This is a genomic window from Sulfurovum lithotrophicum, assembly GCF_000987835.1.
GTDB lineage: Bacteria > Campylobacterota > Campylobacteria > Campylobacterales > Sulfurovaceae > Sulfurovum > Sulfurovum lithotrophicum.
The window spans coordinates 447896-469763 of record NZ_CP011308.1 but is presented as its reverse complement, the minus strand read 5'-3'; the positions used below and the strand labels follow the sequence as shown (position 1 = coordinate 469763).

The following is a 21868-nucleotide window of genomic DNA, read 5'->3' as shown; positions in this document are numbered from 1 at the left end:
ACTATTCATAATATTTCTCAAACTGGTTCTTCCATCGCTGGTGCAGCCAAAACCACTCTTCGGGCTTTTTTCTGATGATCTCTTCCGTAATATTGGCCTGTTGCTGTACCGAACGGAGGATATCTCCCTCTTTGTCTTCTGTTTTTTCTGTTTGTATCGGATCATAAAATGTCAATTCGTAGTGCTTGTGATCCTCTGTCGTAATGAAAACCGGAATGATCACCGCATCAAAACGCCTGCTTAAAATAGCTGCAGAAGGTGTATGTCTGACCGGTTTTCCAAAAAAGTCTATCAACACACCTTCATTTTCACTCGTATTCTGATCGACCAGCAATCCAAGCATGCGATTATGTTTCAAAGCTTGTATCATGGATTTCATCGCACCTTTTTTATCAAGCATCTCTATATCGAACTGTTGACGGTTCTGGTTAAGAATTTCATCCATGGTAGGCGAATCAAGTTTTCTTCCCACTCCTGTCAATGGACCAAATTTGGCAGCGATTGAGAGTGCCACCAGTTCCCAGTTACTGTAATGGGCTGTCACAAGGATCACTTTTCTGCCCTCTTTCAGTGCATCCTCAAGAATATACGAATTTTTAAAAGTGACCTTCGAAAGCAGTCTTTCCCTCGAGATCCCCTGGTTCTTGACAAAATCCGCCAGTGTCATTGCCAGATAAAAGTAGCATTCTCTGACAATATGCTCTTTTTCTGCTTCTGTCAATGTATTTCCGTATGCAAGGTCAAGATTGACTTTAGCTATCTTCCTGTGCTTCCTGTCGACGATGTAAACAAGGTAGGAAAAACCTCTCATCAGCCAAACCAGCAAACGGTCAGGAATGATCCAGACAAAGAATTTGAAAAGATTGAACACACCCAGATACAAGAGATCTTTCATTTACACAACTCCTTTGCCAAAATCACCACTTGATCAACCGGGATATCTGCAATGCAGAGATCTTCTCTGTCCAACCGTTTTGGGTCTATTGCCTTGCCGCAATCCAGTACCCTGTTGAACTCTGTCTCCAAAGTATTCCGCTTGGCCGGTGTAGGGCCAAAAAGGGTGATGCTTGGCCGATTGAGTGCCCAGGCCATATGTGTAGGGCCGCTGTCACCGCCTATGACCAGATCGGATGAAGCAATCAATGCTTTAAGCTCATTCAGTGTCATTTCCGGCAATACCTTCGCTTCGCTATGCTGTGCAATATACTCCGCGCTTTTCTTCTCACTCTCATTTCCCCATACCAACAGATGGTTCCCTGTCAATTGTTTGATCACTTCCAAAAATTTCTCCCGTGGATAGATCTTGCTTTCCCAGCTCGAACCCAGAATATAGACAATATTTTTATCCTCCTGTTCCAAAAAAGGAACTGTTTTTTGCCTGTTTTCCTCGGTAAAAAACAAAAAGGGCTTTTTTTGTGCCAACGAAACAGATTCATCACTGCTGCCTATTGCCTGCATCATCAATTTCATATTCCTTTCTATCACATTCATTTCATAAGGTATGAAAAAAGTCTTACCATAGAAGAATGCGGCCATACTTTCACGGATGGAGTGCCTGTCAAAACCTGTTGTACTGCCAAGCATTCTTGAAACAATGGCCGATTTGATAAGCCCCTGCGCATCGATGACCACATCATAATTGTTTGTGGCATATTCACGAACTTTTTGCACTTCAGACAGAAATTGCCTACGTTTTTTTTTCAAACCTTTCAAATTCACGGGCAGGATATGGTCGATATCAGGGTTGTGTTCAAGTATCGGAGCAAAGACCTCTTCCACGATCCAGTCGATCCGGAGGGAAGGATCATACGCTTTCATAAATTGCAGTGCCGCCATTGCATGAATAATATCACCCATAGCGGAGAGTTTTACGATCGCAACTTTCATACACTGCCTTATTTTTAGGGAACCTTGAATTTGTATCATTTTATCAAAATATCCTAAAGGTGGATAACCTCTTTCAATTTAATTGGCTATAATCACAGTTATTTAACTCAACAAGGAATACCAAATCATGATCGGTATCGTCGACTACAATATGGGGAACCTTGCCTCTGTCATCAATGCATTCAAAAAAGTGGGTGCGGATGCCAGGCTGGAAAGCGATCCTTCCAAACTGCAGCAATATGACAAACTCATTCTCCCCGGTGTGGGGGCTTTCGGTGATGCGATGGCGCATTTGAAAAGTAACGGTATGGATGAAGCAGTCAAAGTATTTGCGGCTTCCGAAAAACCGCTGTTGGGTATTTGTCTGGGAATGCAGCTGCTTTTTGAGAGTTCCGAGGAATTTGGCAAAACAGAAGGTCTTGGTCTCATCCCCGGGAAAGTGGTGGCTTTTGATGAAAACAAGTTCGATCATCCCCAGAAAGTGCCGCATATGGGATGGAATGAGCTTTTTGTGCAAAAAGAAACACCTATATTTGAAGGACTGCCTCAAGAAATCTATCTTTACTTTGTACATTCATTCCATGCTGTCTGTGATGACAGGTATGCTATAGGAAAAACACATTACGGATACGAGTTTGTTTCAGCCGTACAGAACGGGAATATATACGGTATTCAGCCACACCCGGAAAAAAGCCATGAGAACGGTTTGAAGATCATAGAAAATTTTACAAAATCATAATACGGTGCGTGATTATGCACCCTACGAAGGAAAACAATGACAATATTGCCCGCTATTGATTTAAAAGACGGAAAAGCAGTCAGACTAAGCAAAGGGCTCATGGAGTCCGCCAAGATCTACAGTGATGAACCCTGGCAAGTTGCCAAGCGTTTTGAAGAACTCGGAAGCGAATGGGTACACCTTGTCGACCTTAACGGTGCCTTTGCCGGAAAACCTGAAAACCTTGAACAGATCAAGAAGATCAGGGAGAACTGCAACCTCAAACTTGAACTTGGAGGAGGGATCAGGGATGAAGAGACCATCAAAATGTATCTTGATCTCGGCATCGACAGACTCATTCTCGGTTCCATTGCGGTCAAAGACCCGAAATTCGTCAGAGAGATGGCAGCCAAATACCCGATCGTTGTCGGTATCGATGCGATTGACGGCATGGTTGCAGTCGAAGGCTGGGGAGAAGTGTCCGATATGAAAGCCACCGACCTTGCAAAGGAATTCGCCGATGCCGGTGTTGAAGCCATTATCTGTACCGATGTGGGACGCGACGGGATGATGACCGGTGTGAACATTGACTTCACTCTTGCCATTAAGGAAGCCTCCGGACTGGAGACCATCGCAAGCGGCGGATTGAAAGATATGACGGATATCAATGCGCTCATTGAAGCAGGCATTGACGGCACTATTGTCGGCAAAGCATTCTATGAAGGTACCCTCGACCTCGAAGAAGCGTTTAGGACTGTAAATGCAGGATAAGTATTATGAACTGACGATTACTCTGGATGATCAGTATGTCGATCTTATTTCTGATTACATTATGAATATCCATGATGAAGGCTTGGAGTTCGGTACAGGGAAGATCGTCATACGAAGCGAGTCTGATTTAACTTTCGTTAAAGATGCACTGGTAGCCTTACAGGATGAGCTTGAGAGTGACATCCATATGGATTTCAACTTGGAAGAGAAAGAGAATATTGACTGGATCAAGAGTTATCAGGAGTCCATTCAGCCTATTGAAGCGGGAAAGTTCTATATCTTTCCCAGCTGGTACGAACCAAAAGAGAGATTCATCAACATTAAAATAGACCCTGCGTTGGCCTTTGGTTCCGGTCATCATGCCACGACATTCTCCTGTCTTGAAGCGATCAGTGAAACTGTCAAAGAGGGAGACCGCATCATCGATGTCGGTTGCGGTTCAGGTATTTTGGGTCTTGCGGCAAAAAAACTGGGTGCCACTGTCGAATTGTGTGATACCGACCCACTTTCAGTTAAAAGCTGCAAAGAGAACTTCAAGCTCAATGAAGCGCAGTACGACAAACTCTGGGAAGGCTCTATCGATAAAGCTGAAGGTACGTATGATGTGGTCATCGCCAATATCATTGCAGATGTGTTAAGATTCATCTCCAAGGATCTTAAAGCCGCAGTACAAGAAGGTGGATACCTGATACTTTCAGGTATTTTAGATAAAAAAGAAGAACTGGTAAAAGCATCTTTTCAAGATCTGACTTTAGAAAAAAGAACCCTAAAAGACGAATGGGTAACACTCGTCTACAAAAAGGAAAAAATAAATGGCTAATCCAAACAATAACAATGATAATAAGCAAAACAATAATAACAACTTTTTCAATGACAATCCCCTGCTCGCCTTTGCGATCTTCTCCATTGTCATCATCCTGATCTTCAAATCCTTCGTCGGTGAAGGAGACAGTCTCGGCACTATGATGAATACACAGGGTGTAGCGCAGACAAAACAGGTAAAATATTCGGAGATCAAGAAGAGAATCGAAGAGGGAGCGGTTAAAAGTGTCAAATTGACTCCCTCAATGGTCGAAGCGATCATTGAGGACAACGGGCGTAAAGTCCGCTATGTGGCACAGAATGTCCCAACATACGACAGAGACCTCATTCCACTGCTTGACAAAAAAGGTATCGCCTACGAAGGTGTGGTGGGTAACGGTTTCTTTTCTGAACTGATCAGCATGATGCTGCCTATCCTCATCTTCTTCGCTATCTGGATCTTCCTTGCCAAAAAGATGAGTAAAGGTATGGGGGGAGGCATTCTGGGAGCAGGAAAAGCCGATAAACTCATCAACTCCGAGAAACCCGATACACGTTTTGACGATGTCCAGGGAGTAGAAGAGGCAAAAGACGAAGTCAAAGAGATCGTCGATTTCCTCAAATTCCCGGAACGGTACATAGAACTCGGCGCCAAGATCCCCAAAGGGGTCCTGCTTGTGGGCCCTCCGGGTACCGGTAAGACCCTGCTTGCCAAAGCGGTGGCGGGAGAGGCCTCGGTACCGTTCTTCTCCGTAAGCGGTTCCGGATTCATAGAGATGTTCGTCGGGGTCGGTGCCAGCCGTGTGCGTGACCTTTTTGCACAGGCAAAGAAAGAAGCACCTTCCATCATCTTCATCGATGAGATCGACGCCATCGGTAAAAGCCGTGCAAGTGGGGGACAAATGGGCGGAAATGACGAGAGAGAACAAACCCTCAATCAGCTTCTTGCAGAAATGGACGGCTTCGGAACCGATACCCCTGTCATCGTACTTGCAGCCACCAACAGGCCGGAAACACTTGATGCTGCTTTACTTAGAGCAGGACGTTTCGACAGACAGGTACTTGTAGATAAACCTGATTATGAAGGTCGTTTAGCTATCCTCAAAGTACACTCTAAAGATGTCAAACTCGCTCCCAATGTCGATCTTGAAATCGTTGCCAAACAGACTGCCGGGCTGGCCGGGGCCGATCTTGCCAACATTATCAATGAAGCGGCCCTGCTTGCGGGACGCCAGAACAAGAAACAGATCGAACAGTCAGACTTGCTTGAAGCCATTGAACGTTCCTTTGTAGGACTTGAGAAAAAGAATCGCAAGATCAACGAGACGGAAAAGAAGATCGTTGCCTATCACGAGAGCGGACATGCACTCATGTCTGAACTCAGCGAAGGCGCTACCCGTGTCACCAAGGTCTCCATCATCCCACGCGGGCTGGGCGCACTTGGCTATACGCTGCATCTTCCCGAAGATGAAGAGCGTTTTCTGAAACAGAAACATGAACTGATGGCAGAAGTCGATGTACTCCTTGGCGGACGCGCGGCTGAAGATGTATTCATTGGAGAGATCTCTACGGGAGCAGGAAATGACCTTGACCGTGCTACTGCCATCTTAAAAGATATGGTCTCAGTGTACGGAATGACCGATGTAGCCGGGCTCATGGTCCTTTCCCGCAGTCAAAACTCTTTCCTCGGTGCCGGAGCGGTATCGACCGATTACAGTGATAAGACAGCTGAGGCTATGGACAGCTATATCAAATCCACTCTGAACGAACGCTACGGCTATGTAAAGGAAACACTCCAGGATTATTATGGCGCTATCGACAATATGGCCAAAGAACTTTTGGGAACGGAAGTGATCGAAGGAAAAACAGTCCGCAGGATCATCGAAGAGTACGAAAAAGAAAAAGGTATGCCTAGCCGTCTTGCCCATAAAGACAAGGTCGCCAAAAACAAAGCAGAGGCAGAAAAAAAAGAAGAAGCATTAAAAAAAGAGATATCCGAAGAGAGTGATAACAACAAAGAAGCCTAGATGAAACGCAACATAAAGCTGATCTACCTACTGCCGAATCTCTTTACCGCAAGCAGTATCTTTATCGGTGTACTCAGTATTGTTGAAGCCAGTAAAGAAGATTTCAACTCTGCCGCATGGCTGATCCTGCTTGCACTGGTCTTTGACGGCCTGGACGGACGTGTTGCCCGTATGACCAATACCACCAGCCAGTTCGGAGTGGAGTTCGACTCACTTGCCGACATCATCTCTTTCGGTATCGCACCGGCCATGCTGCTCTATTTTTTCACAGGGAACGAGTTTGGACGTTTCGGAATACTGGTATCGGCGCTTTATGTCATCTTCGGTGCCATTCGTCTGGCACGTTTCAACATCTGCACAGCCAAAGCAGATCCCAATGTTTTCATTGGCTTGCCCATTCCAACAGCCGCGATCTTTATCTCGATGTGGATACTTCTTTTTCATAAATATGCACTGGAAAACTACAGTATCTTACTTCTGTTTCTTTGTCTTGGTATTTCCCTTTTGATGGTCAGCAATTTTCGCTATCCCTCTTTCAAGAAAATACAGCTTGACAGACCGATGCTTTTTAAGACCATGATCACCCTGGTGCTTGCCACCTCCCTGCTTTACCTTTTCTCTACAGAAGGATTTGCTTTGATCATTCTTCTCTATGTACTGTATGGACCGATTCGCGCACTTTACACCTATAACATCCGTAAAATTCATTTTAAAAGATAATCTTTATCCCTTGCTATTTTACAGGATTTTGGATATACTTTCCAAAAATTACAGGAGTACATTATGAAAACATACACAAGAAACAGAACCATTTTCACACAAGTTGACAGACTCCTCCTACTTCTCTCACTCTAATTCCCATATTTTAAATATACACAACGCATTTCTAATTAACCACTATTTCGGTAAAATTAGACTACCATTTATGCAATGCCACAGAACAAAGTTCTATGCGGGCTGCGCTAACGCCAAGTTTACTTCATCAGCAAGCTTACGAAAACAGTTTCGTTTTAGGCGTTCTTATCATTTTCAAGGTAAATATAATGAACAAAGAGACCATTAAAATATTTGACACAACATTGAGAGACGGTGAACAGAGTCCCGGGGCTTCCATGAACACAGAAGAGAAGATCCAGATCGCGGCGCAGTTGGAGCGTTTAGGGGTGGACATTATCGAAGCAGGATTCGCAGCAGCAAGCCCGGGAGACTTTGACGCCATTGAAAAGATCGCACAGCGTGTAAGCAACTCTACTGTCTGTTCTTTGGCAAGAGCGATAGACTCGGATGTCAAAGCAGCAGGCGAAGCGGTGGCCAAAGCCAGAATGAAGCGTATCCATACCTTCATCGCGACTTCAAAGATACATATGGAACACAAACTGAAAATGTCTCCTGACGAAGTCATCAAAAGAGCGGTCAGAGCGGTAGAGTACGCCCGTACTTTCGTTGAGGATGTAGAGTTCTCCTGTGAAGATGCCGGACGCTCAGACATAGGCTTCATGAAAGAGATATCCGATGCGGTCATCCAAGCAGGTGCTACGACCATCAACTTGCCCGACACCGTAGGCTTCAGACTTCCCTTCGAGATCGGTGCCATGGTCAAAGAGATGAGCGAATATGTCAAAGGGCGTGCTATCATCTCCGTGCACAACCATAATGATTTGGGCCTGGGTGTGGCCAACTCGCTTGAAGCCGTCATCAACGGTGCCAGACAGGTTGAATGTACCATAAACGGCTTGGGTGAACGCGCCGGGAATGCCGCATTGGAAGAGATCGTCATGGCATTGAGAACCAGACAGGATGTCTTTAAGGGCTTTGAAACAAACATCAACACTAAAGAGATCTACCCTTCCAGCCGTTTGATCGCAAGCATCACAGGTATCGAACCACAGCCGAACAAGGCGATCGTCGGAAAAAATGCTTTCGCCCATGAGAGCGGCATACACCAGGACGGTATGCTAAAGAACAAAGAGACCTACGAGATCATCCGTCCCGCAGATATCGGTTTGGATATGGAAGACACTCTGGTCCTGGGTAAACATTCGGGCCGTGCAGCATTCAAGGACAAATTGAGCAAACTGGGCTTTACATTGACAGATGAAGCATTGAACAGTTCTTTCGAGCGTTTCAAGATACTTGCGGACAGGAAAAAAGATATCTACGATGATGACTTGAGAGCATTGGTCACCAACGAGATGACCTCTGCTCCGAAGATTTTCGAATTGATCTCTCTGCAGTTGATGGACTGCTCCAATGGTATGCCTTCAGCGGCGGTAAGCATCAAGAAAGATGACAATGAGATCATTGATGCGAGTATCGGTGACGGGACTATGGATGCCATTTTCAAGACCATTGACCGTATATCCGGCTATGACGGTCAGTTGTTGGACTATAAGGTCAAATCGGTCAGCAAGGGAAAAGATGCTCTTGCAAACGTGACAGTCAAAGTATCCTTCAACGGAGAACCTGCCATTATAGGGCACGGATTGAATATCGATACGATGCTGGCCTCTGCCAGAGCCTATATAGGTGCACTCAACAGCTACTTGAGCATGGAAGGGAAATTGAAATCACGTCACAGTGACAGTTCGAAAACAATATGATTATATTTTTGCGTAGGGTGTGCAGTTGCACACCTCATATATAAATAATTGTGTTATATTTTTGATCATATTTAAATTGGTGTGCAATTGCACACCCTACATATATTTTTTTAACACTTCCGGAATCTCTATCGTCCCGTCTTCATTCTGATAATTCTCCATGATTGCGATCAGCGTACGCCCTACGGCAAGTGCCGAACCGTTCAACGTATGGACCAGCCTGTTCTTTTTGTTGTCTTTAAACCTGATCTTCGCACGTCTTGCCTGAAAATCCCTGGTATTGGAGATGGAAGAAATTTCCCGGTATTTGTTCTGCCCCGGAAGCCACACTTCAAGGTCGATGGTCTTTGACGCCGAAAAACCGAGGTCCCCTCCGCAAAGTTCCACTACCCTATGCGGCAAGCCAAGTGCCGTCAGGATATCCGAAGCATTCTGTACCATCATATCAAAGACTTCGTCACTCTTGTCAGGGTGGGCAATAGCAACCATTTCTACCTTGTCGAACTGGTGCTGGCGGATCATCCCTCGTGTATCACGTCCGGCTGAACCTGCCTCTTTTCGAAAACAGGGAGTATAGCCTGTCATGAGTACAGGCAGTTCACTCTCCGAAAGGATCTCATCATTATACATATTTGTTAACGGTACTTCCGCCGTAGGGATCAGGTAGAGATCCTCATCTTCTATTTTGAAGAGATCATCTTCAAATTTTGGAAGCTGTCCCGTTCCCTGAAGCATCTGGGCATTGTTCATAAACGGCACACAAAGCTCTTCAAAGCCTCTTTCTGTGTTGGTATCAAGAAAGAAGTTGATCAGCGCTCTTTCAAGCCTTGCAGCCTCACCACGTAAAACAGAAAAGCGGCTTTTTGCCAATTTTACACCGCGTTCGAAATCGATCCAGCCATTTTTCTCCGCCAGTGCCCAGTGTTCCAACGGTTCAAAGTCGAAACTTTTCGGTTCAAGTACTTTGATCAGTTCAACATTGTCCTCTTCATCGGTACCTTCTGGAACAGAATCGTCAGGAAAGTTCGGGATAGCCAGTGCTACTTCATACAGGGATGCCTCTGCTTCTCTTGCCTTCTCCTGCAGAGGTACCATCGCCTCTTTATTTGCATCGACCTTTGCCTTAAGTTCAGTAATATCCTTCCCTTCGCGCTTATACTGCCCAAAGAGTTTGGACATACTGTTCTGTTCTGCCTTAGCTGCTTCGAGTTTTGCGTTGGCCTCTTTGAGTGTTTTAAAAAGGTTTTGCAGATGTTCAAGTATTGCTGTATCCACACCTTTTTTTTGCAATTTTGTACTTGCTTCATCGAAGTTGTTCTGGAGGTATTTTAAGTCTATCATGAGTCTTGCCTGATATGTGGTTTATGTTAGGGGAATTATAGAGTAAAAAGAAATAGAGTCTGATTAAAATTAATCAGATAGAAGATTGATGTACGATATTTTAAAAAATTTTGAAAGTAGATAGATAAGACTCATGGGGTTTAAAAAGTGTTCTAAGTGGTAGCAAGACGGGAACTCGAATCCCGGACCTCCGCCTTATGAGAGCAGCGCTCTAACCAACTGAGCTATCTTGCCACTAATGAAGAGACCGGAATTTTAGCTAAAGTTTGCTTTATTGTCAATAGTTTTTTAAAAAAATCATAAATTTAACACTTTTTCCACTTTTTTCTGATCGAATCCGCAGATCCATTGTGAGCCGATCAGATAAACAGGAACTCCTCTGCACCCATGCTGTTCACAGTCTTTTGCCGCTTTCTGGTCTTTTGAAATGTCAATGACCTTGAATTTGATGCCGTGTGATTTCAGGTGGTTTTTTGCCGTCGTACACCATTTACACGTCGGTGTAGTGAAGAGTACTACTTTTTTTTGTTTTTTTTCCATAATATATACTATCTCCTTTATTGATTTTTAAAAAGATTATACAACATTTACAAAATGAATTCAATATATATCTTAAAGATATTTGTTAAAAAACTTTAGTGATAATGACTAAAGACTATTGACAAAACAGACATTTTTTTGTATGATTGCATTACATAAATTATAAATCGTAAGGAGATATCATGAATTTTAAGCCATTAGGTGACAGACTTTTGATCCAAAGAGTTGAAGAGGCCAATACAACGGCTTCAGGAATCATTATACCTGATAATGCAAAAGAGAAACCGTCAAAAGGTAAAGTGATCGCTGTAGGCAGCGAAGTTGAAGATATCAATGTGGACGACACTGTCGTATTCGGAAAATATTCCGGAAATGAGATCATCCTGGATGGAGAAGAGTTTCTCATAATGGAGAGCTCCGACATCTTTGGAATACTCGTATAACATTTAAAATAATCTAATAAGAACTACATAAAAGGATAGAAGATGGCAAAAGAAATATTTTTTTCAGACAAAGCAAGAAACGGACTGTTCGAAGGTGTCACGAAATTGGCAGATGCCGTAAAAGTGACTATGGGACCAAGAGGGCGTAACGTTCTCATTCAAAAAAGCTTTGGTGCCCCCCACATCACAAAAGACGGTGTGAGCGTAGCCAGAGAGATCGAACTTGACGATACACTGGAAAACATGGGTGCACAGCTGGTCAAAGAGGTGGCAAGCAACACAGCCGATGAAGCGGGTGACGGTACAACAACTGCAACCGTACTGGCACACTCTATCTTCAAAGAGGGATTGAGAAACATCACGGCCGGCGCCAACCCCATCGAAGTGAAAAGAGGTATGGACAAAGCCAGTGCAGCGATCATCGATGAGCTCAAAAAGATCTCCAAAGAGGTCAAAGACAAAAAAGAGATCGCACAGGTAGCGACGATTTCCGCAAACTCTGACGAGACCATCGGTAACCTTATTGCCGAAGCGATGGAGAGGGTAGGAAAAGACGGTGTTATCACTGTTGAAGAGGCAAAAGGGATCAATGATGACCTTGAAGTGGTTGAAGGTATGCAGTTCGACAGAGGCTACCTCTCACCCTACTTTGTGACCAACACGGAGAAGATGACCTGCGAGATGGAAAATCCGCTCTTACTCATCACGGACTCGAAAATCACGTCCCTCAAAGACCTGATCCCTGTCCTTGAGCAAATTCAGCAGAGTGGAAGACCGCTGCTCATCATTTCTGATGACCTTGAAGGTGAAGCCCTGGCAACACTGGTACTCAACAGACTCAAAGGCGTACTCAATATCGCTGCCGTTAAAGCTCCCGGCTTTGGAGACAGAAAGAAAGAGATGCTCAAAGACATCGCCATCCTCACGGGAGCGAACGTCATCACCGAAGAACTTGGACTCAGCCTTGACAAGGCGACACTTGATGACCTTGGACAGGCAGCACGCGTGGTCATAGACAAAGACAATACTGTTATCGTGGACGGTAAAGGCGACAGTGCTGCAGTTGAAGCAAGAGTAGCCGAGATCAAGGTGCAGGTGGAAAATACCACAAGCGAATACGACAAAGAAAAACTCCAGGAGAGACTGGCAAAACTTTCAGGCGGTGTAGCGGTCATCAAGGTCGGTGCGGCTACTGAGACTGAAATGAAAGAGAAGAAAGACAGAGTAGATGATGCACTCTCTGCAACCAAAGCAGCTGTGGACGAAGGTATCGTCATTGGTGGTGGTGCCGCACTAGCCAAAGCAAGTAAAGCCGTAAAAATTGATCTTAATGGTGATGAAGCAGTCGGTGCAGAGATCATCCTGAGAGCCGTCTATGCTCCGATGAAGCAGATCGCACAGAATGCAGGATTCGATGCAGGTGTCGTTGCGGACAAGATCGCCAACAACAGTGATGAGAACCTTGGATTCAATGCGGCAACCGGCGAATATGTTAACATGCTTGAAGCAGGGATCATCGACCCGCTGAAAGTAGCACGTGTAGCCCTCCAGAACGCCACTTCCGTAGCAAGCCTTCTGCTCACAACGGAAGCGACAGTCTCAGACATCAAAGAGAAAAATCCAGCACCTGCACCTGCAATGCCAGACATGGGCGGCATGCCTGGCATGATGTGAGAACCGTAAAGAAAACGTGAACTGCTTCACGTTTTTAGGTTCGAAACCGAAGCGGTCGGAATGACCATCGGGAATGTAGCCGCGTAGGCTGGAAGATACGTAAATAGACGTGAATAGTTTCACGTCTATAGTGTCGAAACTGTGAAAGCCGTTAAAACAACACAAACTTCTATTGCCGCAACATCTTCTGAAACTCAACGACCGGTAAGGGTTTCGAGAAATAATATCCCTGCATGTAATCACAGCCATACCCCTCAAGAAGCTCTACCATTAGGCTGGTTTCCACCCCTTCGACAACCACCTTCATTCCCAGACTGTGTCCAAGATCGATAATCGCTTTTACAATACGCTGATCCTCCTCATTCATCACTATATTGTCAATGAGTATCTTGTCAATTTTCAAAATACTGGCCGGAAACCTTTTCAGATAGGAAAAAGAGGTATAGCCTGTCCCAAAATCATCCAGTACAACACCTATACCCAGTTTTCTAAGTTCATAAAATATTTTGGCTGAATGTTTCTCATTCTGCATTGCCAAACCCTCGGTTATCTCATACTGGATCAACTCCGGGTTGACCTGATGGTGCTCAAGACGCTGGACTACCTCTTTAACAAAATGGCCCGTCTCTATCTCAAGTAAAGAAAGGTTGATCGAAACGACTATCTGTCTGAACTTGAACAGTTCCCATCTTTTTTGCTGTTTAAGCACCTCATCCAGTACAAATTTACCCAACTCTACAATAAAACCGGTCTTTTCTGCAATTGAAACAAAAAGATCTGGAGGAACCAGTCCATACTCAGGATGATGCCATCTGATCAGGGCTTCTGCCTTGACTGCCTCTTTATTCCGGGTGTCGACAATGGGCTGATAGTACACTTCAAATTGTTTTCGTTCTATGGCTGCATGCATATCATTGTAGAGTATCAGTTCGTCATAGTTATTCTTTTCAGTCTCCTTCAGGAAAAACTCTACTCTCCCATAGCCGCTCTTCTCTGCCTGGGTCAAAGCCCTATAGGCAAGATCAAAGAGTTTTGCAACCGGACCACTATCCGGATACACACCAATACCTATGGATGCGGAAAGATGTAGCCTGCTCTCACCCAGTTTATAGAACCTGCTTAACTCTTTTTGGATCCTCTGTGCCAGATCATTCAACTCTTTAATGTCTTTCACATCAGGAATGATCAGCAAAAAATTATTGTAAAAGGTATGGTATGTCTTAAAGCCTGTCTTGACTGACAATTCGGTAAGGTAACTGGCAAACTTTTTGAGTATCAAATTGCTCTGACTAACGCCTATGATAGAGCGCAACACAGACAAGTTGTCAATATCGATCACCATTACAGCCAGTTTGTCATCTGAAAGATGCAGCCTGGCATTGAGCGCATTAAGGTCATACTGCGCTTTTATCTGGTTTGGCAAGTGTGTAAGCCGGTGGTAGTATTCTGCATCCTCCTTTGCCTTTTTCTGACTAAGATCATGTATCGATACAATACTCCATACCAGACTTGAAACACCTTCTTCCTCTATCCTGTCAATACAAATATCGACAGGCAATTCATGCTTGTCTTGTGTCAACAGTTCTGTTCGAAGCAGTGTAAAATGTGAAGCTTCACTTTCTGAAAGTTTCTCTTTGATCACTCGTCCCAATGTACGCCACTCTTTTCCTACCTTGACCTTGAGTGTATTGTTCAAAATACTATTTTCATACTTTTCATGTAAATGGAGTAATGTTCTCATTGATTTATTGGCATAGAGTACTTTCTGATCCATTGAAAGGATCAGAACGGCATCCGTACAGGTTTCAAGTGCCTTTTGCATCACCGATACCTCGCCAGAAGCCAATGCCTGAAGCTTATTTTTTGCATGCTTGATGAAAAAGATATACAGCAATATCAAAAGGATCAGTATGACTGCCAAAACAGTAAAAGGTATCGAAATAAATTGCTGCATGATGATTCCGCCTATTTCTTGAGTACCCATACCCTGCCTTTGGAAGAGTGAATGCTCATTATATCATACCCTACGTAAAAGGGTCGCATTGTCTTATTCATACCTATACCTATTCATACAATTTTTGTTTATTGACACATACCGCTTCGATTCTGATAGAGGCATCTTCAAGAATGAAACGTGTATCTTTGTCGATCGATGCAAGTGCAACGGGCTTTCCATTCTGTGATATCTGTGCCCATCCCGGACGGCACTGTGAGCGCGGGTCATTCATCTGGAATTTTTGCATCAAATGGTCGAGATGCTGCTCTTTTCGCTGTAGTATGAACTGCATTGTCTGTATGTAAGTATTTCTCATGCTTGGCAATGCTGATTCGAAACGTTCCATTCTATAGGAGATTATACGTCTGAATTCTTCCTCCATACGTTTGAATTCCATTTTGGACTCTTCCAGCCTTCGCAGCGGTGATGAACGATAAAGCATTTCCTCCACATGTTTGAGTTCACGTATCGATTGATTGAGTCTGGAAGTGATCACCTGTTTGAAACGCTCCTCATACTCCGAAAGAGTGTAAAGAATTTCCTGAAGATCGGGAAGTATCATTTCCATCGCAGCACTGGGTGTCGGTGCACGAAGGTCCGCTACAAGATCACTGATAAGTACATCCACTTCATGCCCGACTGCAGAGACCACAGGCGTCTGCATGGCGAAGATCGCATCAGCCACAAGCTCTTCATTGAAACACCATAGATCTTCCGTACTGCCCCCACCCCGTCCAACTACAATGACATCTGCACCGAGAGTGTCGGCATAGCGAAGAGAATTGGCGATCTGGTCTGCTGCAGACTCGCCCTGTACCAGCGTATCAACGATCGTAACTTCCAGCAGTGGCCAGCGCTTCTCTATAATTTTGAGCATATCGTAAAGAGCAGCACTCTCTTTGGCTGTCACCAGTACGATCTTCTGTATGCTTTTGGGCATAGGTTTTTTTCTATGGGCATCGAAATAGCCTTTAGCTTTAAGACGCTCTTTGAGCTGCTCATAGGCCAGTGCCAGTGCCCCTTTGCCATAGGGTTCGATACGTACCGTCTGAAACTGGTATTCTCCTCTGGGCGTATAGACAGAGACCGAACCTTCCACAACGATGTGCATCCCTTTTTCAATATGGAATTTCATCCTGGCAACCGAAGATCGCCACATCACACATTTAATAGCACTTTTGTCATCCTTGATGGAAAAATAGAGATGTCCTGAGGAGTGATAGGTCACAGAAGCCACTTCCCCCTCGACAAGAATATGCATAAAGGTAGCTTCAAGCAGGGATTTTATCTTGGTATTTAGGGAAGATACTGTCATCATATTTGACATTATTTACCTTGTAGGGTGTGCAATAGCACACCTCTGTGTATTCATTTTTATCTGGTGTGCAGTTGCACACCCTACGTTATTTCTTTTGTGCAACCAGCAATGTTGAAATACCCATTGAAAAAGACTTGGTATATTTCATTTCAAAACCTGCCTCTTCCAACTCTTTGGCCAACATCTCCGTAGTCAGAAACTCTTCTATGGAATCGGGCAGATATTTGTATGCTTCATAGTTTTTGGAGATAAAACCGCCTACTCTTGGAAGTATGTTTTTCATTCCGAAATCCACCACTTTGTCTACCAGTCCGCTGCGTTCCTGTTTTGTGAACTCGAGTATCATCACAATACCCTCCGGCCTCAATGCCCGGTGAAACTCCTCCAGTGCCTCAACTCTGTCAACGACATTCCGTATACCGTAAGAGATGGAGATCACATCTGTACTCCCGTCGCCTATAGGCAGTTCCTGTGCTTTGCCTTCTATGAACTCGGCAAAATCCACTTTTTGGCGGGCCACATCAAGCATACCTACAGAGGGATCGATCCCTACGAACTTCTCTATGTTGACACCCTGCTTTGCCGCCTGTTCTTTCCAATAGATCAGCAGGTCACCTGTACCTGTCGCCACATCTGTGATCTGCCCCAGATTCTCTTTTCCCAGAATTTCAAAGGCTTTGTCACAACCTTTTTTACGCCACTGTATATCGATACCCATACTGAGTACCCTGTTGGCTTTATCGTAGGTCGATGCGATATCATCGAACATATGTACGATCTTTTCCTGTTTTTCCTCTTTGTCCGTCAGTTTTTCAATGCCCAATTCTTCTACTCCATAGTAACAGATCCACATCTTTTTTATCCTGATGCAAAAATGCCAAATTCATGTCGATATTATAGGATAATTGGTTGGTAGAGAGCTTAGGTGTCTGATAGATCAGCATCCAATCTATTTTCTCTTTAAGTGCATTAAGCATACCCTCACCCCCTTCCACAAGAACAAAAGAAGGTTTTTCCAAAAAGTTTAAATTATCTGTAACAGTGACCGTTCTATTCTTGATAGTAAAAAGTGGCATTTGTCTGTCTATATCATCTTTTTTTGAATAGATCATGACATCCGGTGCCGCACCACCTGTAAATCGGCAATCCAATGTCGGCCTGTCTGTTCGTACCGTATTGCCTCCAATGAGCAGCGTATCACATTTTTCTCTGAATTGATGCACATGCCTGAGTGAACTTTTTGAACTGAGATACCCGCCGCCGATACGTCCATTGGTCGTCTGTGCCAGCTTGAAAAGTACAAAAGCTCTCTTTTGCCATATCATAAAAGGTTCTATGAGTGCCTGGCAGGCCTCTTCAAGTATACCAGAAGTACAATGTTTCAGGTATTCCATTCCTCCGCCATGCCCTTCAATAGGGTCTTTTGTCCCGATGATGACTTTTTTGAGATCCAGTGTTTCAAGAAGTGTTGCACAGGACGGTGTTCTACCTTCATGGGAACAGGGTTCAAGTGTCACGTAAATACTGCATTCCGAAAAGAAATCTTTAGGTATGGTATGAAGAAAATTATGTGCCTTTTGGGCATCCATCCGGTCGAAATCGACAGTACTTTTGGAAAGTGTTTCATAGGCTTTAAGCAGGGCAAGTACTTCTGCATGTGAAGTTCCTGCCTTTTTGTGGGCTTCAACAGCAAGAATAGTACCATTAAGTGTTACTACGGCACCAACGGCGGGGTTCGGATAGGTAAGAAGCTGATACTCCCAGGCTTTATCGAGTGCGAGTTGCATATAAAATTCATCGTTCATTGCCACTCCTTTTTATGCTTTGCCTTCGTGGGTCTCTTTGCTCCACCACTTCGGTTTCAAACCTACAAAGGACAAGCAGTTGTCCTTTGTTTAACGGTTCTCACCACTCATAATAGGTTTTTACTGTACCAAGATCACTGTATGAGTAGCTCTCTTCACCCTGTTTTGTTTCAAGAGTAATACCCTTATCATCGGCAGCTTTCAAGACACCTTTGAGTTTGTCTCCCCCCAGAAGTTTCACCTTGACCTTTTCACCGATGGCATTCTGAAAATGTACCGGCTTGGAGAGTTTTCTCTCGATGCCGGGAGAGCTGACCTCCAGGCGATAGTGCCCGCTCATAGGTGGATGCACATCCAGAAAAGGAGAAAGCTCATTGGAAATCGTTGCACACAGATCAAGGTTCACACCACCTGTTTTTGTGATCAGTACACGGTAGATGGTTTCATCGAATTCATTTGCTGTCTCAATATCGTAAAGCGCTGCACCGTTGGCTTCTACGATCTTTGCAATTTGTGTTTCAAGATTCATCCGAATCATCCTTTTCTTCACTGTTCTCGTTTTTTCTGCTGATCTGTTTGAACAGCTCTTCCATACGGCTTACTTTTTCCAACTGCTCATCGAATTCAAAAGTGAATCGTGGTGCCTTGAACCACCCTTCACTCTGTTTACAGTGGTTCTGGATATAGCCCGCCACTGTTCTGAGCTGTCTAAGTGCTTCGCCCTGTTCTTTGGGAGAGAGAAAGGATTTATCCAGATAGACCTTGGCATCTGAACGTCCTTTTGAACAGACGACATCGGTGACTACCAGCGCATTGATACGCTCATCATCCAGGGTACTCAATGCTTCCGGAATGATCTCTTTGAGAACGGACTCGACCCTGTGCCGTTTAATCTCTTCTTGTGTCATTTTACAATGAGACCTGCTCTTCAACATCTTTGAAGGTTTCGATCACATCACCCTCTTTGATATCGTTGAAGTTCTCAAGCATGATACCACATTCATATCCGTTCTTAACCTCTCTTGCATCTTCATTGAAACGCTTGAGAGAAGAGATAGTACTTTCATACACAACGACACCGTCACGGATCAGTCTTGCTTTGGCATTTCTGGTGATGACACCGTCAATGACCTTGGCTCCTGCAATGGTACCGACTTTCCCGACTACGAATGTCTCTCTGACCTCTGCCTGTCCTGTCACCTCTTCTTTGATCACCGGACTCATCATACCGCCAAGCAGTGCCTTGACGTCATCAAGAAGATCATAGATAATATTGTATGATCTGATCTCAATGCCAAGCTCTTTTGCTTTCTTCCTCACTGCACCGGTAGGGCGTACATTAAATCCGAGAACCACAGCATGCTCACTTGCATCCGCAAGTGTAAGATCACTCTCTGTGACTCCACCTACACCTTCATGAATAATGTTTACTTTCACTTCTTCATTTCTAAGTTTCTCCAGACTGCCCTTAATCGCTTCAAGAGAACCTTGTACATCTGCTTTGATGATCACAGGAAGTGACTTGAGCTGTCCTTCTGCGATCAGAGCAGAAAGATCATCCAGAGATGCTTTTGTAGTTTTCGAAAGTTGTTTTGCTCTGTCATATTCAGCTCTTTTTTCAGCAAGTTCACGTACTTCTTTTTCTGTATCCATGGCAACAAGGACATCCCCCGCACCAGGAACATCATGGAGTCCAACAATCGCTGCAGGTGTGCTTGGACCTATCTCTTTGACCGAAGATCCGTCATCCATCTTGATCGCCTTGATACGTCCGTAAGTCTTCCCTGCGATCACATTGTCACCTACATGCAGTGTACCGTTCTTGATGATCACATTGGCGACAGGACCAAAGCCTTTTTCAAGTGAGCTCTCAACTACGACCGCTTTTGCTTTCCTTGTAGGATCTGCCTTAAGTTCCATGACTTCAGCTTGAAGCAAAATTGTTTCGAGCAGTTCATCTATGCCCATTCCCGTATATGCAGAAACCGGTACAAATTCATATTCTCCACCCCAGTCTGTTGCCATGACATCCATCTCTGCAAGCTGAGACTTGACATTATCGGGATTTGCACCTTCTTTATCCATTTTAGTGATTGCAATGATAAAAGGAACACCTGCCGCTTTAGTATGCGCGATCGCCTCTTTGGTTTGAGGCATAACACCGTCATCGGCCGCAACGACGATAATAACGATATCGGTCGCCTGTGCACCACGTGCACGCATTTCGGTAAAGGCTTCGTGACCCGGGGTATCTACGAACGTAATCTTCTTACCGTTTTTCTCTACCTGGTAGGCACCGACATGCTGCGTAATGCCGCCCGCTTCCCTGTCTGCCACTTTGGCTGAACGAATTCTGTCAAGCAGAGAGGTCTTACCGTGGTCAACGTGACCCATGATCGTAATGACCGGCGGTCTCTCTTCAAGATGTGTATCTTCCACCTCATCGTATGCCTGAACATAGTCAAGCTCGTCAAGCGGGTTCATCGTACTGACTTCCACACCAAACTCTTCTGCCAGAATCTCGATCTCATCTTTGGAGAGGAAGTCGTTCTTCGTCACCATCATTCCAAGGGCGAAGAGGACTTTTACCACTTCACCTACGGAGCGGTTCACCTTCTCGGCGAATTCATATACTCTTACATTTTCCGGGATCTCCACTGATGTTACAACCTCGCTGCTCTCTTCTTTAGTATACTTCTTGCGCTTTCCGCCACGCTTAAGTGAACGTCTCTGCTGGGGACGAAAAGGCTGTCTGCCTTTTGCAGGCCCGCCGTTCGCCGCTTCTCTTTTCTTCGCTTCTTCTCTACGCTTCTGCTCCTGGCGCATCATATCTTCATAGATATTCTTGTCAGAGAAGTCAAGCAGTACGACTTCTTCTTCGCCAAAGCCGCTGTCGATATCTCCGCTCATGCTGTCATGATTGAAGATATCGATCTTCTTGCCGGTCTCTCTTGCTTCCGCAGGCCCTTTTTTGACCTTCTTCTTGCTTGGAGGTGTCGGTGCTCCACTGCCCATTGATATCTTTGTTGCCGCTCTGACAGGTGCAGGTTTCGCCTTTCTGACGATCTTGATCCCTGTACGGGAAAGTACTCTGCGCTTTGGCTTCTCTTCTGCCGATTCCTTGTCAGAGCCGGATTCTATTTTTTTACTGACAACGGAAATACCTTTGCGCTGCTTCACCTCTTTAACCGCAGGTGCTGTCTCCACACTCTCCTCTTTGTCCACTTCAGAACTTTTTTCTTCAAGCACTTCAGGGCTCTCTTCCGCAACAGCCTCTTCTTTACTTTCAGCTACTTCTGCTGCCGGGACTTCCTCTACGGCTACTTCTGTCGTTTCAACTGCAGCTTCTTCCACCACAACAGGAACTTCTTCAGCAGGGGTTTCAACACTCTTTTCGGGTACTTTTTCAACCTCTTTTTTCTTTACGACTTTCAGTTTTGGTTTGTCGCCCGGTTTTTTGAAACTTTTAGGCAGAGTTCCGCTGATAGCATAGTCAACAAGAATACCGGCATCATTTACATTGATGGCACTGTTGGCTGCCTTTACATTGAACCCTAGCTCTTTGGCCTTCTCTATCAGTTCGCCGTTCGACAATCCTGCTTCTTCTGCTATCTCCTGGATTTTCACTTTATCCATACTTGATTAACTCCTTTAATATACTGCGTCTTTGCGCATAGACCGGCTTTAGGCCAGCGTTCCCAAAAGTCTTGCCAATTGTTCCAAATCCTGTTTGAAACGTTTGGCAAGACCTTTGAGCTTTTTTTTGTCATTCACACAGTTTCTACAGAGGTAAAAACTTCTACCCATACCGTTAAATGCGATAACCTCTTTACCGTTCTGTTTTAATCTGATCAAACTTTTTTGAGGATGTCTACTGCGGCAGATGATGCACATTCGAATGGGCTGTGATTTTTTCATGCGTATTATACCTAAAAAGAGATTAAGCC

20 protein-coding genes and 1 tRNA gene are annotated in these 21868 nt (G+C 44.6%); 8 read left to right on the top strand and 13 right to left on the bottom strand.

What is annotated here, in order from left to right; all coding sequences use genetic code 11:
• Window position 1 precedes the first annotated feature (1 nt).
• Together YH65_RS02235 and waaC are read right to left on the bottom strand one after the other, a co-directional pair.
• Window positions 2-895 carry a lipid A biosynthesis lauroyl acyltransferase gene (locus YH65_RS02235; protein WP_046550442.1) on the bottom strand — a complete coding sequence of 298 codons (894 nt, stop codon included), beginning with the start codon at window positions 893-895 and terminating at the stop codon, window positions 2-4.
• Entirely contained in the window at window positions 892-1887 is a 996-nt protein-coding gene (waaC, locus tag YH65_RS02230) for a lipopolysaccharide heptosyltransferase I (protein ID WP_046550441.1), read from the bottom strand. Before waaC ends, YH65_RS02235 begins: the two co-directional genes overlap by 4 nt.
• Before the next feature lie 127 nt (window positions 1888-2014).
• Between waaC and hisH the strand changes: the two genes are divergently transcribed.
• From hisH to YH65_RS02200, 6 genes are all read left to right on the top strand, one after another.
• Window positions 2015-2626, top strand: coding sequence for an imidazole glycerol phosphate synthase subunit HisH (gene hisH, locus YH65_RS02225; protein ID WP_046550440.1), 612 nt, complete (start codon window positions 2015-2017; stop codon window positions 2624-2626).
• 36 nt (window positions 2627-2662) lie between these two features.
• On the top strand, window positions 2663-3376 hold the full coding sequence (hisA, locus tag YH65_RS02220) for a 1-(5-phosphoribosyl)-5-[(5-phosphoribosylamino)methylideneamino]imidazole-4-carboxamide isomerase (protein ID WP_012083716.1): 714 nt from the start codon (window positions 2663-2665) through the stop codon (window positions 3374-3376).
• A complete protein-coding gene (locus tag YH65_RS02215) occupies window positions 3366-4196 on the top strand; it encodes a 50S ribosomal protein L11 methyltransferase (protein WP_046550439.1) in 831 nt (276 codons plus the stop codon). Before hisA ends, YH65_RS02215 begins: the two co-directional genes overlap by 11 nt.
• The gene (gene ftsH / locus YH65_RS02210) at window positions 4189-6204 is read left to right on the top strand and encodes an ATP-dependent zinc metalloprotease FtsH (protein WP_046550438.1); all 2016 of its coding nucleotides are present in this window, start codon (window positions 4189-4191) and stop codon (window positions 6202-6204) included. Before YH65_RS02215 ends, ftsH begins: the two co-directional genes overlap by 8 nt.
• On the top strand, window positions 6205-6924 hold the full coding sequence (pssA, locus tag YH65_RS02205) for a CDP-diacylglycerol--serine O-phosphatidyltransferase (RefSeq protein WP_046550437.1): 720 nt from the start codon (window positions 6205-6207) through the stop codon (window positions 6922-6924).
• 323 nt (window positions 6925-7247) lie between these two features.
• Window positions 7248-8804, top strand: a complete 1557-nt coding sequence (locus YH65_RS02200; RefSeq protein ID WP_046550436.1) for a 2-isopropylmalate synthase — start codon at window positions 7248-7250, stop codon at window positions 8802-8804.
• A 96-nt stretch (window positions 8805-8900) separates the two neighbouring features.
• On the opposite strand, the gene serS is transcribed toward YH65_RS02200, so the two are convergent.
• The 3 genes from serS to YH65_RS02185 form a co-directional block, all read right to left on the bottom strand.
• Window positions 8901-10145 (bottom strand): serine--tRNA ligase, encoded by a 1245-nt coding sequence (gene serS / locus YH65_RS02195; RefSeq protein ID WP_046550435.1) that lies wholly within the window; start codon window positions 10143-10145, stop codon window positions 8901-8903.
• Between the two features lie 157 nt (window positions 10146-10302).
• Window positions 10303-10379: transfer RNA gene (locus tag YH65_RS02190), tRNA-Met, on the bottom strand.
• A gap of 63 nt (window positions 10380-10442) precedes the next feature.
• Window positions 10443-10685 (bottom strand): glutaredoxin family protein, encoded by a 243-nt coding sequence (locus YH65_RS02185; protein WP_046550434.1) that lies wholly within the window; start codon window positions 10683-10685, stop codon window positions 10443-10445.
• A 182-nt stretch (window positions 10686-10867) separates the two neighbouring features.
• Here YH65_RS02185 and groES point away from each other — a divergent pair, with 182 nt between their 5' ends.
• Window positions 10868-11128 carry a co-chaperone GroES gene (gene groES / locus YH65_RS02180; protein ID WP_046550433.1) on the top strand — a complete coding sequence of 87 codons (261 nt, stop codon included), beginning with the start codon at window positions 10868-10870 and terminating at the stop codon, window positions 11126-11128.
• 42 nt (window positions 11129-11170) lie between these two features.
• Entirely contained in the window at window positions 11171-12802 is a 1632-nt protein-coding gene (gene groL / locus YH65_RS02175) for a chaperonin GroEL (protein ID WP_046550432.1), read from the top strand.
• Between the two features lie 169 nt (window positions 12803-12971).
• On the opposite strand, the gene YH65_RS02170 is transcribed toward groL, so the two are convergent.
• The 8 genes from YH65_RS02170 to YH65_RS02135 form a co-directional block, all read right to left on the bottom strand.
• Window positions 12972-14786, bottom strand: a complete 1815-nt coding sequence (locus YH65_RS02170) for a sensor domain-containing protein (protein WP_046550431.1) — start codon at window positions 14784-14786, stop codon at window positions 12972-12974.
• A 79-nt stretch (window positions 14787-14865) separates the two neighbouring features.
• Complete coding sequence (gene xseA / locus YH65_RS02165; protein WP_046550430.1) at window positions 14866-16125, bottom strand: exodeoxyribonuclease VII large subunit; 1260 nt, start codon at window positions 16123-16125, stop codon at window positions 14866-14868.
• A gap of 76 nt (window positions 16126-16201) precedes the next feature.
• Window positions 16202-16969 (bottom strand): bifunctional demethylmenaquinone methyltransferase/2-methoxy-6-polyprenyl-1,4-benzoquinol methylase UbiE, encoded by a 768-nt coding sequence (gene ubiE / locus YH65_RS02160; RefSeq protein WP_046550429.1) that lies wholly within the window; start codon window positions 16967-16969, stop codon window positions 16202-16204.
• Window positions 16929-17921 carry a bifunctional diaminohydroxyphosphoribosylaminopyrimidine deaminase/5-amino-6-(5-phosphoribosylamino)uracil reductase RibD gene (gene ribD / locus YH65_RS02155; RefSeq protein WP_046550428.1) on the bottom strand — a complete coding sequence of 331 codons (993 nt, stop codon included), beginning with the start codon at window positions 17919-17921 and terminating at the stop codon, window positions 16929-16931. The genes ubiE and ribD overlap by 41 nt, the downstream gene beginning before the upstream one ends.
• Window positions 17922-18021: 100 nt before the next feature.
• Window positions 18022-18450 (bottom strand): ribosome maturation factor RimP, encoded by a 429-nt coding sequence (rimP, locus tag YH65_RS02150; protein WP_046550427.1) that lies wholly within the window; start codon window positions 18448-18450, stop codon window positions 18022-18024.
• Window positions 18440-18829: a 30S ribosome-binding factor RbfA gene (rbfA, locus tag YH65_RS02145; protein ID WP_046550426.1), complete on the bottom strand. Its 390-nt coding sequence runs from the start codon at window positions 18827-18829 to the stop codon at window positions 18440-18442. Before rbfA ends, rimP begins: the two co-directional genes overlap by 11 nt.
• Window position 18830: 1 nt before the next feature.
• Window positions 18831-21557 (bottom strand): translation initiation factor IF-2, encoded by a 2727-nt coding sequence (infB, locus tag YH65_RS02140; RefSeq protein WP_046550425.1) that lies wholly within the window; start codon window positions 21555-21557, stop codon window positions 18831-18833.
• A gap of 48 nt (window positions 21558-21605) precedes the next feature.
• Entirely contained in the window at window positions 21606-21815 is a 210-nt protein-coding gene (locus YH65_RS02135) for a DUF448 domain-containing protein (protein ID WP_046550424.1), read from the bottom strand.
• Window positions 21816-21868 lie beyond the last annotated feature (53 nt).